At 63.6% G+C, this 13870-nt stretch carries 15 protein-coding genes; 11 read left to right on the forward strand and 4 right to left on the reverse strand.

Going from position 1 to position 13870, the window contains the following annotated elements; all coding sequences use genetic code 11:
- The first annotated feature begins 192 nt into the window (after positions 1-192).
- Positions 193-777, forward strand: a complete 585-nt coding sequence (locus tag QQL24_RS25540; RefSeq protein ID WP_284315118.1) for a L,D-transpeptidase — start codon at positions 193-195, stop codon at positions 775-777.
- 163 nt (positions 778-940) lie between these two features.
- Positions 941-1231: a hypothetical protein gene (locus QQL24_RS25545; RefSeq protein WP_284315119.1), complete on the forward strand. Its 291-nt coding sequence runs from the start codon at positions 941-943 to the stop codon at positions 1229-1231.
- 210 nt (positions 1232-1441) lie between these two features.
- Here QQL24_RS25545 and QQL24_RS25550 read toward each other — a convergent pair whose 3' ends face one another.
- Positions 1442-2230, reverse strand: coding sequence for a 3-hydroxybutyrate dehydrogenase (locus QQL24_RS25550; protein ID WP_284315120.1), 789 nt, complete (start codon positions 2228-2230; stop codon positions 1442-1444).
- Between the two features lie 188 nt (positions 2231-2418).
- Between QQL24_RS25550 and QQL24_RS25555 the strand changes: the two genes are divergently transcribed.
- The gene (locus QQL24_RS25555) at positions 2419-3216 is read left to right on the forward strand and encodes an acetoacetate decarboxylase (protein WP_284315121.1); all 798 of its coding nucleotides are present in this window, start codon (positions 2419-2421) and stop codon (positions 3214-3216) included.
- An 86-nt stretch (positions 3217-3302) separates the two neighbouring features.
- On the forward strand, positions 3303-4466 hold the full coding sequence (locus QQL24_RS25560; RefSeq protein WP_284315122.1) for a patatin-like phospholipase family protein: 1164 nt from the start codon (positions 3303-3305) through the stop codon (positions 4464-4466).
- 91 nt (positions 4467-4557) lie between these two features.
- Here the strand turns inward: QQL24_RS25560 and QQL24_RS25565 are convergent, their stop codons facing one another.
- Positions 4558-4959: a gamma-butyrobetaine hydroxylase family protein gene (locus QQL24_RS25565; protein ID WP_284315123.1), complete on the reverse strand. Its 402-nt coding sequence runs from the start codon at positions 4957-4959 to the stop codon at positions 4558-4560.
- A 132-nt stretch (positions 4960-5091) separates the two neighbouring features.
- Between QQL24_RS25565 and moaA the strand changes: the two genes are divergently transcribed.
- The 6 genes from moaA to QQL24_RS25595 all read left to right on the forward strand — a co-directional run bounded on the left by moaA (position 5092) and on the right by QQL24_RS25595 (position 10458).
- Positions 5092-6099 carry a GTP 3',8-cyclase MoaA gene (gene moaA / locus QQL24_RS25570; protein ID WP_284315240.1) on the forward strand — a complete coding sequence of 336 codons (1008 nt, stop codon included), beginning with the start codon at positions 5092-5094 and terminating at the stop codon, positions 6097-6099.
- Between the two features lie 92 nt (positions 6100-6191).
- On the forward strand, positions 6192-7325 hold the full coding sequence (gene solA, locus QQL24_RS25575) for an N-methyl-L-tryptophan oxidase (protein ID WP_284315124.1): 1134 nt from the start codon (positions 6192-6194) through the stop codon (positions 7323-7325).
- Positions 7326-7443: 118 nt separating this feature from the next.
- Entirely contained in the window at positions 7444-8331 is an 888-nt protein-coding gene (locus QQL24_RS25580; protein ID WP_284315125.1) for a DMT family transporter, read from the forward strand.
- On the forward strand, positions 8331-9266 hold the full coding sequence (locus QQL24_RS25585) for a DMT family transporter (protein ID WP_284315126.1): 936 nt from the start codon (positions 8331-8333) through the stop codon (positions 9264-9266). Before QQL24_RS25580 ends, QQL24_RS25585 begins: the two co-directional genes overlap by 1 nt.
- Positions 9267-9279: 13 nt before the next feature.
- A complete protein-coding gene (locus QQL24_RS25590; RefSeq protein WP_284315127.1) occupies positions 9280-10065 on the forward strand; it encodes an enoyl-CoA hydratase-related protein in 786 nt (261 codons plus the stop codon).
- 180 nt (positions 10066-10245) lie between these two features.
- Positions 10246-10458: a hypothetical protein gene (locus QQL24_RS25595; RefSeq protein WP_284315128.1), complete on the forward strand. Its 213-nt coding sequence runs from the start codon at positions 10246-10248 to the stop codon at positions 10456-10458.
- A gap of 36 nt (positions 10459-10494) precedes the next feature.
- On the opposite strand, the gene QQL24_RS25600 is transcribed toward QQL24_RS25595, so the two are convergent.
- The gene (locus tag QQL24_RS25600) at positions 10495-11385 is read right to left on the reverse strand and encodes a DMT family transporter (RefSeq protein ID WP_284315129.1); all 891 of its coding nucleotides are present in this window, start codon (positions 11383-11385) and stop codon (positions 10495-10497) included.
- A 969-nt stretch (positions 11386-12354) separates the two neighbouring features.
- Between QQL24_RS25600 and QQL24_RS25605 the strand changes: the two genes are divergently transcribed.
- Positions 12355-12546: a hypothetical protein gene (locus tag QQL24_RS25605; protein ID WP_284315130.1), complete on the forward strand. Its 192-nt coding sequence runs from the start codon at positions 12355-12357 to the stop codon at positions 12544-12546.
- A 940-nt stretch (positions 12547-13486) separates the two neighbouring features.
- On the opposite strand, the gene QQL24_RS25610 is transcribed toward QQL24_RS25605, so the two are convergent.
- Positions 13487-13867 (reverse strand): nuclear transport factor 2 family protein, encoded by a 381-nt coding sequence (locus tag QQL24_RS25610; protein ID WP_284315131.1) that lies wholly within the window; start codon positions 13865-13867, stop codon positions 13487-13489.
- Positions 13868-13870 lie beyond the last annotated feature (3 nt).

Consider the following 13870-nt stretch of genomic DNA (forward strand, 5'->3'; position numbering starts at 1 on the left):
TCCTTCCCGGGGAACCATGCGGCGCCCTGCCCTCGGATGTGTTGTTGGCAGGACACAGCCCCTGATTTTCGTGACGCAGGGCCCTCGACGAAGCACCCTCCCGTTGCAGAATCCGACAATCGCGACATTGCTTGGTCTGTTGAATTTCTTGGAATCGGGGCTGATTCCGTTCAACCATCCGGGGCTTCCATCATGCGTCGTCTTCTGACAGGCCTGCTCGTTGTTTCGAGCCTCAGCGCCGTCTCCTCTTCGGCCAACGCGGCCACTATTTTCGAGACATTGTTCGGTACCCCGCGCCAGCCTGCCAATGCAGGCGCGGTGGCGGCCGTCTCGCCCGTCGCGCGCGAGGTGGTGCGCTATAATGGCGGCGAAAAGCCGGGCACCATCATCGTGAATTCGCCCGAGCGGCGGCTTTATCTGGTGCTCGATGACGGCACGGCCATTCGCTACGGCGTGGGCGTCGGCCGTCCGGGCTTCGAATGGGGCGGCGTGCACCGCATCACGCGCAAGGCGGAATGGCCGGGCTGGACCCCGCCGGCCCAGATGCGCCGGCGCCGGCCGGATCTGCCGGCCTATATGACGGGCGGCATCCAGAACCCGCTCGGCGCAAGGGCGATGTATCTGGGCTCGACGCTCTACCGCATCCACGGCTCCAACGAGCCGCAGACCATCGGCCAAGCGGTCTCCTCCGGCTGCATCCGCATGACCAATGACGACGTCACCGATCTCTACGACCGCGTGCAGGTCGGCACCCGCGTGGTGATCATCCGCGGCTGAGCGGCCGCGTCATGACGACGATAGTCGGAGCGCCCTGCACATTGCGGCCATACAGCTTTCATCGAATGGTCGCGCCGGCATCGGACGATGGACAGATTTCGTCTCTAGCGTTCTTGCGCCTGGCGGGCCGTTCGTTGCCCGCGGAAGGAGAAAGGAACGTGCCATGAAACTGACGTCCACTCATGTCGAGCGTACCCTGAGCCAGTATCCGGCGAGAGCCATTCCCGACGATCATCCGATGATGCCTCGCTTCAACAGCCAGTTCGGCAATCACACCTTCTTCATCGATGAAAGCGGCCTCATCATCCTCGAACCGGCCGAGGCCGGCGACGATGGCAAGATGACCGGGCGCGTCATCAAGCTCGCGGGCTGGTCGGACGACAGGCACACGACGCTGATGCTGCATGACCGGGAAGTCACCGACATCCTCGTCGTCCTCGACAAGGCTGCCTAAAGCAAAATCCGTCCAGGTAGGAGCGGATTCCCAGGTTAGCGCATTGGCATCAAAAGCATTTTGCGATTCTTGGTGATTCGATCTGAGGGTAAGACGCGCTGAGATTTGGCCGCCTGAGATTTGGCGGCGTGATATCGGACAACAACGAAACGGGTTCCGGCGAGGCGCATGCGCTCGCCGGAACCCGTTTCTGCAAGATACGCCGAAGGCCTATTCCGCCGTCCAGCCGCCGTCGACGGAGAGCGTCGTGCCGGTGATCTGCTTGGCCGAGTCGGTGCACAGGAACACGGCGATGGCGGCGACTTCGTCGACCGTGACGAATTCCTTGGTCGGCTGCGCGGCGAGCAGCACGTCGTTCTTGACCTGCTCCTCGGTCATGTTGCGTGCCTTCATGGTGTCCGGGATCTGCTTTTCGACCAGCGGCGTCCAGACATAGCCGGGCGCGATGGCGTTGGCGGTGATGCCGTCGCGTGCGACTTCCAGCGCCACCGTCTTGGTCAGGCCGGTCACGCCATGCTTGGCGGAGACATAGGCCGACTTGAAGGGTGAGGCGACCAGGGCATGCGCCGAGGATGTCGAGATGATGCGGCCCCATTTGCGCTGCTTCATGCCCGGCAGGACGGCCTTGATGGCGTAGAAGGAGGCGATCAGGTTGATGCGGATGATCGCTTCCCATTTGTCGTCGGGAAACTCGTCGATCGGCGAGACGAACTGGATGCCGGCATTGTTGACGAGCACGTCGAGGCTGCCGAAGGCCGCTTCCGCATCCTTGACCATGGCGGTGACTTCCTCGCCATTCATCATGTTGGCGCCGGAATAGCGGCACTTCACGCCGAAATCGGCCTCGATGCTGGCGCGTTCCTTTTCGATGGCATCCGCATCGCCGAAGCCGTTGATGGTGACGTTGGCGCCCTCGGCCGCAAAAGCACGGGCGATGGCGAGGCCGATGCCGCTGGTCGAACCGGTCACCAGGGCATTCTTGGACGTGAGAACAGCCATTTCAAATCTCTTGGAAGGGAAAACGGAGGGACGCGGACGCGCCCAAGCACCGAAGGCTGGCACGCGCAGATGTCGCCCTTATTACAGCACCTGTGCACTGCGGAATGGACATGGGCCTGTCATGCTGCCGTGCAACAAAATGAACGCTTGCCCGTCCATCCCCTTTTTCCGATCCCAAAGGATATCCCGTGGAACAAGCCGACGTTTTGAAGCGCGCCTATGCGATGCCGCTCACCAATCCCTCTTATCCCCCCGGCCCCTATCGTTTTTTCAATCGCGAATACATCATCATCACCTATCGCACCACGCGCGAGGCGCTGGAGAAGGTGGTCCCGGCGCCGCTCGAGATCGACGAGCCGTTGGTGAAGTACGAATTCATCCGCATGCCCGACTCCACCGGCTTCGGTGACTATACCGAAACGGGACAGGTCATCCCCGTGCGCTTCAAGGGCGAGCACGGCGCCTATGTCCACTCGATGTATCTCGACGACGATGCGCCCATCGCCGGCGGCCGCGAACTCTGGGGCTTTCCCAAGAAGCTCGCCAGGCCGAAGATCGTGCATGAGGGCGAAGTCGTGGTCGGCACGCTCCATTATGGCAGCGTGCTCTGCGCCACCGGTACCATGGGCTACAAGCACAAGGCGGCCGATCCGGAGGCCATCAAGGCTGCGCTTGAGGCGCCCAACTACCTGATCAAGATTATCCCGCATGTCGACGGCACGCTGCGCATCTGCGAGCTGGTGCGCTACCACCTCATCGACGTGCACCTGAAGGACGCCTGGACGGCGCCGGCCGCCCTCGACCTGCATCCCCACGTCATGGCCGATGTCGCCAAGCTGCCGGTGCTGGAAGTCGTCTCGGCCGTCCATTTCACGGCGGACCTCACCCTCGGCCTGGGCGAAGTCATCCACGATTACCTGGCCGACCAGCCGGCGCGCGAGCCCATCGCCAAGACGATGCTCGATCCGATCGTCTCCCAGGGCTGAAGGATTTTCGGTGTGCCTGTCTGAAGACCGGCACACCAAAAGCGCCCTGCATGTAACCTTTTGCGTATTTTCCGAGGAACAGCTCCGTGCTTGAACGCAACAGAGACAAGGCCGCCCGCGCCACCATCGAAGAAATCTCGGCCCAGTATGACCGCATTGCGCTGGTCTTCCAGGGCGGCGGCGCACTGGGCGCCTATCAGGCCGGCGTCTACGAGGCTCTCGCCAATGCCGGCTGCGAGCCGAACTGGCTGTCGGGCGTCTCCATCGGCGCGATCAATGCCTCGATCATCGCCGGCAACGAACCGCGCCACCGGCTGCAGCGCCTGGAGCAGTTCTGGCAGAAGATCTCCGGCCGCAAGATCTGGGCCTACACGCCGGAAGGCGACATCTACCGCGACATCCGCAACCGTACCTCCTCCTGGATGACCATGACACAGGGCCAGCCCGGCTTCTTCAAGCCTCGCGCGCCCAATCCCTGGTTCGAGCAGTCCGGTGCGGAAGGAGCGACCAGCTTCTACGACACCGAGGAACTGCGCCACACGCTGGAGGAAGTGATCGACTTCGACATCCTCAACGACGGCAAGAAGCGTCTCAGCGTCGGAGCGGTCAATGTGCGCACCGGCAATTTCGTCTATTTCGACACCGACGAGGTGCATGTCGGGCCTGAGCACATCATGGCCAGCGGTGCCCTGCCCCCCGCCTTCCCCGCCATCCGCATCGAGGGCGAATATTACTGGGACGGCGGCATCGTCTCGAACACGCCGCTTCAATATCTGCTCGACCAGGAGGAAGAGCGCTCCTCGCTGGTGTTCCAGGTCGACCTCTTCAGCGCCCGAGGCGTGCTGCCGCGCTCGATGCCGGACGTGCTGTCGCGCCACAAGGACATCATGTATTCGAGCCGCACGCGCCAGAACACCGACAATTTCAAGCGCATCCACGGCATCAGGACGCATCTCATCGATGCCCTCAAGCGCGTACCGAAGGACATGCTGACCAGGGAAGAGCAGAAGCTGATCGAAACCCATGTGAAGCCGGGCGCCGTCAACATCGTGCACCTCATCTACCAGCACAAGAACTACGAGGGCCATGCCAAGGACTACGAGTTCTCGGGCACCTCGATGCGCGAGCATTGGAGCATGGGCCTGGAAGACACGCAGCGCACCCTGCGCCACAAGCAATGGCTGCTGCCGCCAGCGGAAGCAGCAGGCGGGGTGGCGATCCACGATTTGCATCGCGAGGATCCGACCTAAGACACTGGGAGCGCGGACATCTTGTCCGCCTCTTGGAAACGCAAGAGGTGAAGGATGGGAAGATGCGGACAAGATGTCCGCGCTCCCAGTCTCACCTCTGCCCGGGCCGCTCCCGTGACAGGCCCTTCTCCCGCAACTCTGCCAGATAGGCCGCCCAGCGCTCGTCCTTGTCGCGTCCCAACTCAGCGAGATAGGCCCAGGTGAACAGCCCCGTATTGTGCATGTCGTCGAAGGAAAGGCGCACGGCGTAATTGCCGACGGGATCGACCGCCAGGATTGCGACATTGATCTTGCCGCCCACCGTCTTGCGCTCGGCGGCGTTGTGACCCTGCACCTCAGCACTGGGCGACATCACCCGCAGCAATTCGGCGGCGAGCGTATAGGACCTCCCGTCGTCGAAGGTCACGGTCAGCGTCTTTTTGTCCTTGGACAGGCGCAATTCGGTGGGCCAGGCGCTCACGGCATCTTCCTTTTGAGAGATTACACGCCACATAAGGACGTGAATGGGGCGGCGCAAGCCGGATTTGACGTAGCGCGCCAGCCTTTACGACTGCTATCCGTCGCCTTAGAAGAATGACAAAGGGGACATGCCCCTCGGAGTTACCAAGTGTTGGATGATCATATCATGGCAGGCGGGCTGCCAATGATCGACCCCTTCGGGCGCGCGATCAACTATCTGCGCGTGTCGGTGACGGACCGCTGCGACTTTCGTTGCGTCTATTGCATGTCGGAAGACATGAATTTCCTGCCGAAGGCGGATCTGCTGACCCTCGAGGAACTCGATCGGCTCTGCACCGCCTTCATCGGCAAGGGCGTGCGCAAGCTGCGCTTCACCGGTGGCGAACCGCTGGTGCGTCGCGGCATCATGGCGCTGTTCCATTCGATCTCTCGCCATCTCGATACCGGCCGGCTCGATGAGCTGACGCTGACCACCAACGGCTCGCAGCTCGCCAGATACGCCGCCGAGCTCAAGGCTTGCGGCGTGAAGCGCGTCAACGTCTCGCTCGACACGCTCGATCCCGCCGCCTTCAAGGCAATCACGCGCTGGGGTGATCTCGGCAAGGTAATGGATGGCATCGACAAGGCCCAGGAAGCAGGCCTGGCAGTGAAGATCAACGCCGTCGCCATCAAGGGCATGACCGAAAACGAGGCCGGCGGCCTGATCGATTGGGCGCATGGCCGCGGCATGGATCTCACCTTCATCGAGGTGATGCCGATGGGTGACGTCTCCGGCCACCGCGTCGACCAGTATCTGCCACTCTCCATGCTGCGGGCGCAGCTGATGGACAGGTATACACTCGAAGACATCCCCTATGCGACCGGCGGCCCGGCCCGCTATGTGCGCGTCAAGGAAACCGGCGGGCGCCTCGGCTTCATCACGCCGATGACCCACAATTTCTGCGAAAGCTGCAACCGCGTGCGCGTGACCTGCACCGGCACACTCTACATGTGCCTGGGACAGGAGGATGCCGCCGACCTGCGCGCGCCGCTGCGCGCCTCGGAGGGCAACGATATCCTCAACGCCGCGATCGACCGCGCCATCGCCCGCAAGCCCAAGGGCCACGACTTCATCATCGACCGGCGCACCCGCCAGCCCTCCGTCAGCCGCCACATGAGCGTGACCGGCGGGTAAGGCATTTCGCCTGATCGCACCGGGCGGTCAGGACGGGGCAAACTGATTCTTAGCGCGCGAGCCTGCGTCCCTGAACTGCGAAAGTACTGCCCATGCCCGGACCCTATGATGTCATCGTCGTCGGTGTCGGGGGCATGGGGTCGGCTGCCTGCTACCAGCTCGCCAGGCGTGGCGTGCGGGTGCTGGGGCTCGAGAAATTCGAGATCGGCCACGCCATGGGCTCATCGCATGGGTTGAGCCGCATCCTTCGCCTCGCTTATTTCCAGGGCGAAGCCTATGTGCCGCTGGTGCAGCGGGCGCGCGAGCTCTGGCTCGAGACCGGTAAGATCACCGGCGAGCCGCTTTTCTACGAAGTCGGCGCGCTCGATATCGGCCAGGAGGGCTCGGGCGTCATCGAGGACGCCCGCGCCGCCAGCGAGAAATACGGCCTCTCCCATGAACTGCTCGACCGCAGGGCGATCGAAGAGCGCTTCCCGGCCTTCGCGCTCGATACCGACCATATCGGCCTCTACCAGCCGCAATCGGGCTTCGTCGCCTCCGAGCGCGCCATCCTCGCCCATGTCACTCTTGCCCTCTATTATGGCGCCGAGATCCATGGCTGCGAGGCCATGCTGGACTGGAAGCCGACCGCGGGTGGCGGCGTGCGCGTGACCACCGACCGCGGCGTCTACGAGGCGGGCCGGTTGATCCTCTCCCCGGGTGCCTGGATCGGCGACCTCGTGCCGGCCCTCCAGGCTTCGACGCAGGTGGTGCGACAGACGCTCGGCTGGTTCAGCCCGCTCAGGCCGTCCCTTTTCGACATGACCCGTTTTCCGGTCTTCACCCTTGAGGCGCAGGAGGGGCATTTCTACGGCTTCCCGCTCTGGCAGCATCCGGGCTTCAAGCTCGGCTCGCCCCATTTCAGTGGCGAGCCCTACGATCCCCATCTGCCGGACCGCCAGCCTTCATTCGCCCAGCGCGACCTGCTGCGGGCCTGCCTCGCCAAGCATATTCCCGCCGCCAATGGCGACCTGCTCGGCCTCAAGGCCTGCATGTACACGATGACGCCGGATGAGCATTTCATCATCGACACCCTGCCTGGCTTCGAGCAGGTGATCGTCGCCTCGCCGTGTTCCGGCCATGGCTACAAATTCGCCAGCGCCATCGGCGAGGCCCTGGCGGAACTGGCGACATCGGGACGCAGCCGCTTCGACCTCGACATGTTCAGCCTGCGACGTTTTGCTTGAAATTCGGGCTGCTTGTCTTTGCCAAATCACTGGCACAAGTATAAATAGAGCAATATTCTTTCTTCGCCCCCGCAGCATCGCTTTTTTCCGCGAGGGCAGTGTTCTGATTGCATCCTTCATGACATCCGTCCGTTCCCATTGGTTTGGCATCGCCGCGGTCGTTCTCGCGACGGGCTTGTTCATCGTCTCCGATTCCATGTTGAAACTGACCGCGCAGGCGCTGCAGCAGCCCTTCCAGGTGCTGTTCATGCGCTGCTTCTTCGGCTTCATCTGCAGCGCAGTGTTTGTGCTGGTCATGGGGCAGTGGCGCGAGATCAGCGGCGCATTCCACTGGCGCGTGCTGCTTCGCGCTTCGTCTGAAGCCGCCTCGACCTTGTTCTACATGGCGGCTCTGGCCAACATGCCGATCGCCGATGCCATCGCCATCGGGCAGACGGCGCCGCTCCTGGTGATCATTGCGGTCGCGGTGATCTTCCGCGAGCGCATCGGCGCCATCCGCCTCGTCCTGGTCTGCGCCGGCTTCCTCGGGGCAGTGCTGGTGGCGCAGCCCACGGGCGCCGGGCTTTCGCCGGCAGCTGTCTATGCCTTCCTGACGGCGATGACGGTGGCGATGCGGGACCTTCTCACACGCGGCGTCCCCTCCTCGATCCCCACCTTCGTGGTGCTATCGGCCAGCGGCCTCATCCTCTCGCTGACGACCGGCGCGGCCGCCCTGGCCCTCCATCCCTGGATGCCGCCGAGCCCGGCGCAATGGCTCACCATGATCGCCTCCGGCTTCATCGTGACGCTGGGCCAGATGGCGATCTTCCTGGCCTATCGCCGGGCGCCGGCCAGCGTGGTCGCGCCCTACTATTACAGCTTCACGGTCTGGGCGGTGACGGCTGGTTTCGTGGTCTGGCGGGAGGTGCCCAACAGCCTTGCCGTCATCGGCATGGTGCTGATCGTCGGCAGTGGCATCGCCCTGCTCTTTGTCCGCTCGCGCCAGGTCCAGGAAGCGGTGGCCTGATGAGCAGCGTGCCCTTTACGCAGGCCGATCTCGGCCAGCAGCGTGCCAACCAGCGCGGCATTCTCCTGATGATCGGGGCGATGACGAGCTTCGTGGGCAATGATGCCCTGGCCAAGCTCGCGACAGGCTTGATGCCGGTGAGCCAGGTGATCGCCATTCGCGGCGTCTTCGCCTCGCTTTTCGTACTCGGCCTGATCTTCGCCAGTGGCCTCGGCCCGCAGTTTCGCCGGATTTTCCAATGGCCAGTGCTGATACGCGGCTGCATGGAAGTGATGGTGGCGGTCACCTCGCTCGTCGGCCTGACCCATGTGCCGCTCGGCACGGCCACCACCGTCGGACAGATCACGCCGATCCTGCTGCTCGCCTTTTCCGCCTTCCTGCTGGGAGAGCGGGTGGACGGCCGGCGCTGGCTGGCGGTGCTGGTCTGCTTTGCCGGTGTGATGCTCGTGGCCCATCCCACCGCGAACGGGCTCAATCTCTTCATCCTCTCCTCCCTCGCCTGCGCCGTCCTTACTGCGCTACGCGACCTCGTGACCCATCGCATGGGCGCGAAGGTGCCGACGCTGCTGGCCACGCTCGGCACCACGGTCGTGGTCTCGCTCGCCGGCTTCGGCGGTTCGGCCTTCGCGGAGTGGCAGCCCCTCACCGCGCATAACCTGGTGATCGTCATGCTGGGCGGCCTATGCCTGGTCGGCGGCCATGCGCTGGTCATTGCCGCCTATCGCGGCGTCCAGGTCTCGGTGGTCAGCCCGTTCCGCTATTCCGCCATCGCACTTGCGGTGATCGTCGGGCTTGTGGTGTTCGGCGATTTGCCCGATGTGTGGACGGCGCTCGGCATGGTGCTGATCACCATCAGCGGTCTCTATGCCGCGCAACGCGAGATACGCCGGCGCCGTGCCATCGAGGCGGCCCTGGCGCGGGATGGCGGTGGCTGAACGAGGGAATGCCATGAATGAGCTGGTGGTCGAGAATGCAGGTCCGGTGCGCACGCTGACCCTGAACCGTCCCGCCAAGCTCAACGCCTTCACCGCCTCCCTCCATGCCGAGTTGCGAGAGGCCCTGGCCTTGGCAATGCAGGACGACGGCGTCAAGGCCGTGGTGCTCACCGGCTCCGGGCGCGCCTTCTCCTCGGGCCAGGATCTCACCGAGGAACTGCCGCGCGATGCCGCCGGCCGCATCGATCTCGGCCCAGCGCTCGAGCGCGACTATAATCCGCTGATCAAGCAGATCGTCGCGGCGCCCAAGCCCATCATCGCCGCGCTCAACGGCCCGGCCGTCGGCGCCGCCATGAACATCGCGCTCGCCTGCGACATCGTGCTGGCCGCGCGCTCCGCCAGCCTGCAGGAGGCCTTTGCCCGCATCGGCCTGATCCCCGACGCCGGCGGCACCTGGCTGCTGCCACGCCTGACAGGTCCCAGGCGTGCGCTTGCCCTGATGCTTACGGCCGAGCCGGTGCCGGCCGAGGAAGCCTTGCGGCTGGGGCTGGTCTACAAGGTCTATGAGGACGCCGATTTCGCAGCAGACGTTGCCGCCTTTGCCGAAAAGCTCGCGAGGGGGCCCGCCCTCGCCTATCGGCTGATACGCGAAGCCGTATTCGCCAGCGACGGCAACGATCTCGACGCCCAGCTCGCGCTCGAGGCGGCGCTGCAGCAAAAGGCCGGCGCTTCCCGGGATTTCCAGGAGGGCGTTGCCGCCTTCCTGGAGAAGAGACCGCCCCGCTTCGAGGGGCGGTAGAGGCAAGCCAGGAGGGTCCCGACAGGTGGAAAAAGTCTGAGCCTTTTCATCACATGCCTCGGCAGCGTGGCGAGCGATATTCGGCTGTCGAAGATCCCGTGTGGTAGGTTACGCTTTCCTAACGTGCCTTCGGGGGCTATTTGTCCGAAGATACCTGTCCACCGAAGAAGAGGCCTCATCTTGTTCCGTTCGCGCTGGATCCTTCTCACGCTGTTTGCCGTCATCGCCGTCGCCGCAATCTATGTCGGGACAAATCCGGAGATGGCGAGCCGTTATGCCGCGGCCCAGCGCGACGCTGCGTTGAGCGCCGACAGCAAGGAGATCATCACCCTGCTGATCGGACTTGCCATCGCGGCCTATTTCGGCTGGTTCTTTTTCATTCGCAGGCATTGAGGCCCACTGGTCCTCTTCTTCAAAGCCAGACAGAGGTCAGCTCTGCGCCGGCACGACGGCAGGCTCAGTGCTCCGACCGGAAAGAGCCACGACGACGATTGCCGCCGCAATCATCGCACCGCCGGCCAGCGCCGCGGTGGAGGGCCGCTCGCCCAACAGCAGGAAGGCCGCCAAAGCACCGAAGATGCATTCGGCGCCGACGATGATCGCGGCATGGGTCGCCGTGGTGAAGCGCTGGGCGAGGGTGATCAGGCCGAAGCCGAGCGCCGTCGAGAACACACCGAGCACGACGAGTTCCGGCGCCGCTCCATAGAGACCCGGCAGGGTTACGCCCCCATTCAGGGCGCCGAGTGGCAGCGCCACCACCGCCGTACCGAGGAACTGCACTACGGAGGTGGCAATGGGGCGGCCGAACTGGCGCATGTGCCGCTCCAGTTCCACCAGCCAGAGCGCATAGATGACGGCCGACAGCAGGGCGGTGAAATCGCCCTTGCCGATGCCCGCAACGCCGCCGTCCGACATCAGGCAGAGGCCGGCGAAAGTCATGCCCACGGCGAGATAGGTGCTGGGCAAGGGACGTGCGCTCATGAGCAGCCAGGCAAACAGCGGCGTGATCACCACATCGGTATTGACGAGGAAGCTCGCATTCGTGACTGAACTGTCCAGATAGGCAATCTGCTGCACGACGAGCGCCAGTGCGAACAGGGCCGAGACGCGGAACAGGCTCCGCCACCAGCCCTTCTGTCCCCTCTCGCCCTCCTCGACGAACAGCAGGAGCGGCGCCACAAGCAGGCCGGCGATCAACGATCTCAGGCCGGCGGCGCTGAGGGCGTCGATATCCTCGAGGATGGTTTTTTGCGCAACATTGCCTCCTCCCCACATGGCGGCCGCCAGCAGAAGCAATAGATTGGCCTGGAATCTCGACACGCTCGCCCCCGATCGTCGAGCCACCGCATTTCATGTCGACGCCATCATCCGGTCGCACGACGATGCTCCGCACAGGATTGGCGGAGGAGCCTTGCGTTCAATCCGATCGCGCCAAAGCAAGAAGGATTGAACCTTCATGAAAAAGGCAAAGGTTCAGGAACCATATGCAGGAAAGTCTGCGGCGACTGTTTCTGACACCGTTTGGAAGTGCCCTGTTTTCTCCCTCACGCCCGGCAAGACTATTCCATGGAAACAGCAGCCTGGTCCTGAAAGACCGATGATAAAGTTCTGAAAATATCGGTCCGCAAGAAAACGATGAAGGCGAAGGCTGCTTAGATCTTTGAGCACCATTGCAGCTTCCTGCAGCGGGTATTCATCGCTTCAGGGCATCGTCGGGGAACACACCCACCTCGCCGACGGGTACCCCGGACAAACGAAACCCCGCCATTGCTGACGGGGTTGCCTTGCGACAAAGGCCGGGATCAAACCCAAAGGCGAAACGCCGGCCATTTCATTTCGATACGCCTGCCCCCCAGTACATCCGTGGTAGAGCTGCCTCTCGATCGGGTACCTGACGCGTCCGCCGGATCACCCTTAGAAGCCATATAGGAAGGCAGTGTGTCGATTGCAAGGCGCAATCGGATAAAGGGCGAAATGTCATCCTGGAGGTATCTTCACACGCACCGGCGCGGGGCAGGCACGGCATAGCCGTAAAAGCCTCCCCCACGAAGCTGGGGGAGGTGGCATTGCGAAGCAATGACGGAGGGGGTGTGGTCAGAATTAAGCACAGGAAACGCAACTCAGATACGACGTTTTCCGAGCCTTATCCTGACCACACCCCCTCCGTCACGACTTCGTCGTGACACCTCCCCCAGCTTCGTGGGGGAGGCTTGCGTCGCGCTGGCTGAGACACGGCAACCCTCTTCTAGGACACGGCTTCGCCTTTCCGCGCCCTGTGCGGGCCGGAGCATGAAGAAGATCGAGGCGACGGCGGCCGCAGAGCGGCCGCGAATCCAGTATCCGTGGAGGGCCTGGCTGCCTGTCGATGCGGCCGCCGTCGCCTCTTCTTCGTTCCCGGCCCGCGCGCCGACATCAACGCGGCAAGGCCAGGACGTTGTTTCCATCGCTCGGGGGCTCGTCACGGCCGGCCTCTCGGCCTGACCGCTGCTTCGCTCCCAAGCCGCCAGATGGAAGGCATGCCGGGGACCGGAGGGCGCGGCCCCTCCAGCTTCCCATCATGCCGGTCAGCCGACGTCCGTCGCTGTGGCTTCCGAGCCAGGGAAGCCCGCGCACGGGTTCATCGTCTCGCCCACGGAACGGGCGCGGGAAACCGGGGCGTGCGGCGCGATCTCTCGCTCCGCTTGCCGGCGCCGACAGCCCTGTCCTCGCTGTCGCCACCGCCGCTGCCGGCAAGGCCGGCAGAGGTTCCCAATTCCCATCGCATATGGATCCCCAGGGCGTGAAACGCCCTGATGGCGGCTCCACGGGCCGCCGATCCAACAGGTTCCTCATCAAGCCCCGTTGCTCAGGCCGAACGGACCGGATCGAACCCGCGGCACAGCCGAAGGCGAGAATCCCTCGCCGCCCGAAGGCGACGAGCCGGCCTGCTGATCCCCGCTCCCGCGCCCCGTCCTGGTTTGCGGCCAGGACGTATCGGGCGGAAAGAGCGACGCGGCTGGCGTGCCGCTGGCATGAACCGGATCAACCGGGGTGGGCGGAAGCGGCGGGCCGATCCGGATCGGCGCTGCGCTTCATTCCACGCAGGAGTAGGACATGGAATCGCACGTACGTCAATATATGTTTATGATATGTTCAATGTGAACCAGGTTGACGAAACCCAAGGATGATAGGGCTTGGCGGAGGCTCACCCGTCATTGCGAGCGCAGCGACGCAATCCAGGGGTCGTAGGGCAGTGTCCGTTGCTCCTGGATTGCGTCGCTGCGCTCGCAATGACGGCGAGGAACGAGCCAAATTAACCCGAAGCGATTGCCTTGATGGTGTGTTCAGGGTTAGCGAGCAAAGAGAGGGCACGCACGGCACGACCATAAAGACCTTCACCCAATTGCCCTGGCGATGTGTCGCCGCCAACGAAATCTGCGAATCAAGCCTGCCCGTCGATAAAGCCTCCATCGGGCGCCGCATGGGGCAGAGACCAGCCGAAATAGACCTCGACCTCGACTATATGGCCGTCGCGGAGCCTCAGGACTTCCGTATTGCGAAAACGCCTCCCGCCCCGCATACGCGCCTCATAGGTCACGAAGACGCGGTCGCCGGCTGGCGCCAGATGGATGAAATCGAAGGCCTCGATATCCTGCCCGCCCGGCCAGCAGCGCTCGAAATAGGTCTGGCGATCGATGCGGTTGTCACGTGGGCTGGTGAAATGAAAATCCTCTGCGATCAGGGCCTCGATCGCCGCTCGATCCTTGCTCACATAGGCCCCATAGCAGGCGCGGGCCGCTGCCAGATTGCTTTGCTCCGTCATGCC

Source organism: Labrys miyagiensis (genome assembly GCF_030160835.1).
Classification (GTDB): domain Bacteria; phylum Pseudomonadota; class Alphaproteobacteria; order Rhizobiales; family Labraceae; genus Labrys; species Labrys miyagiensis.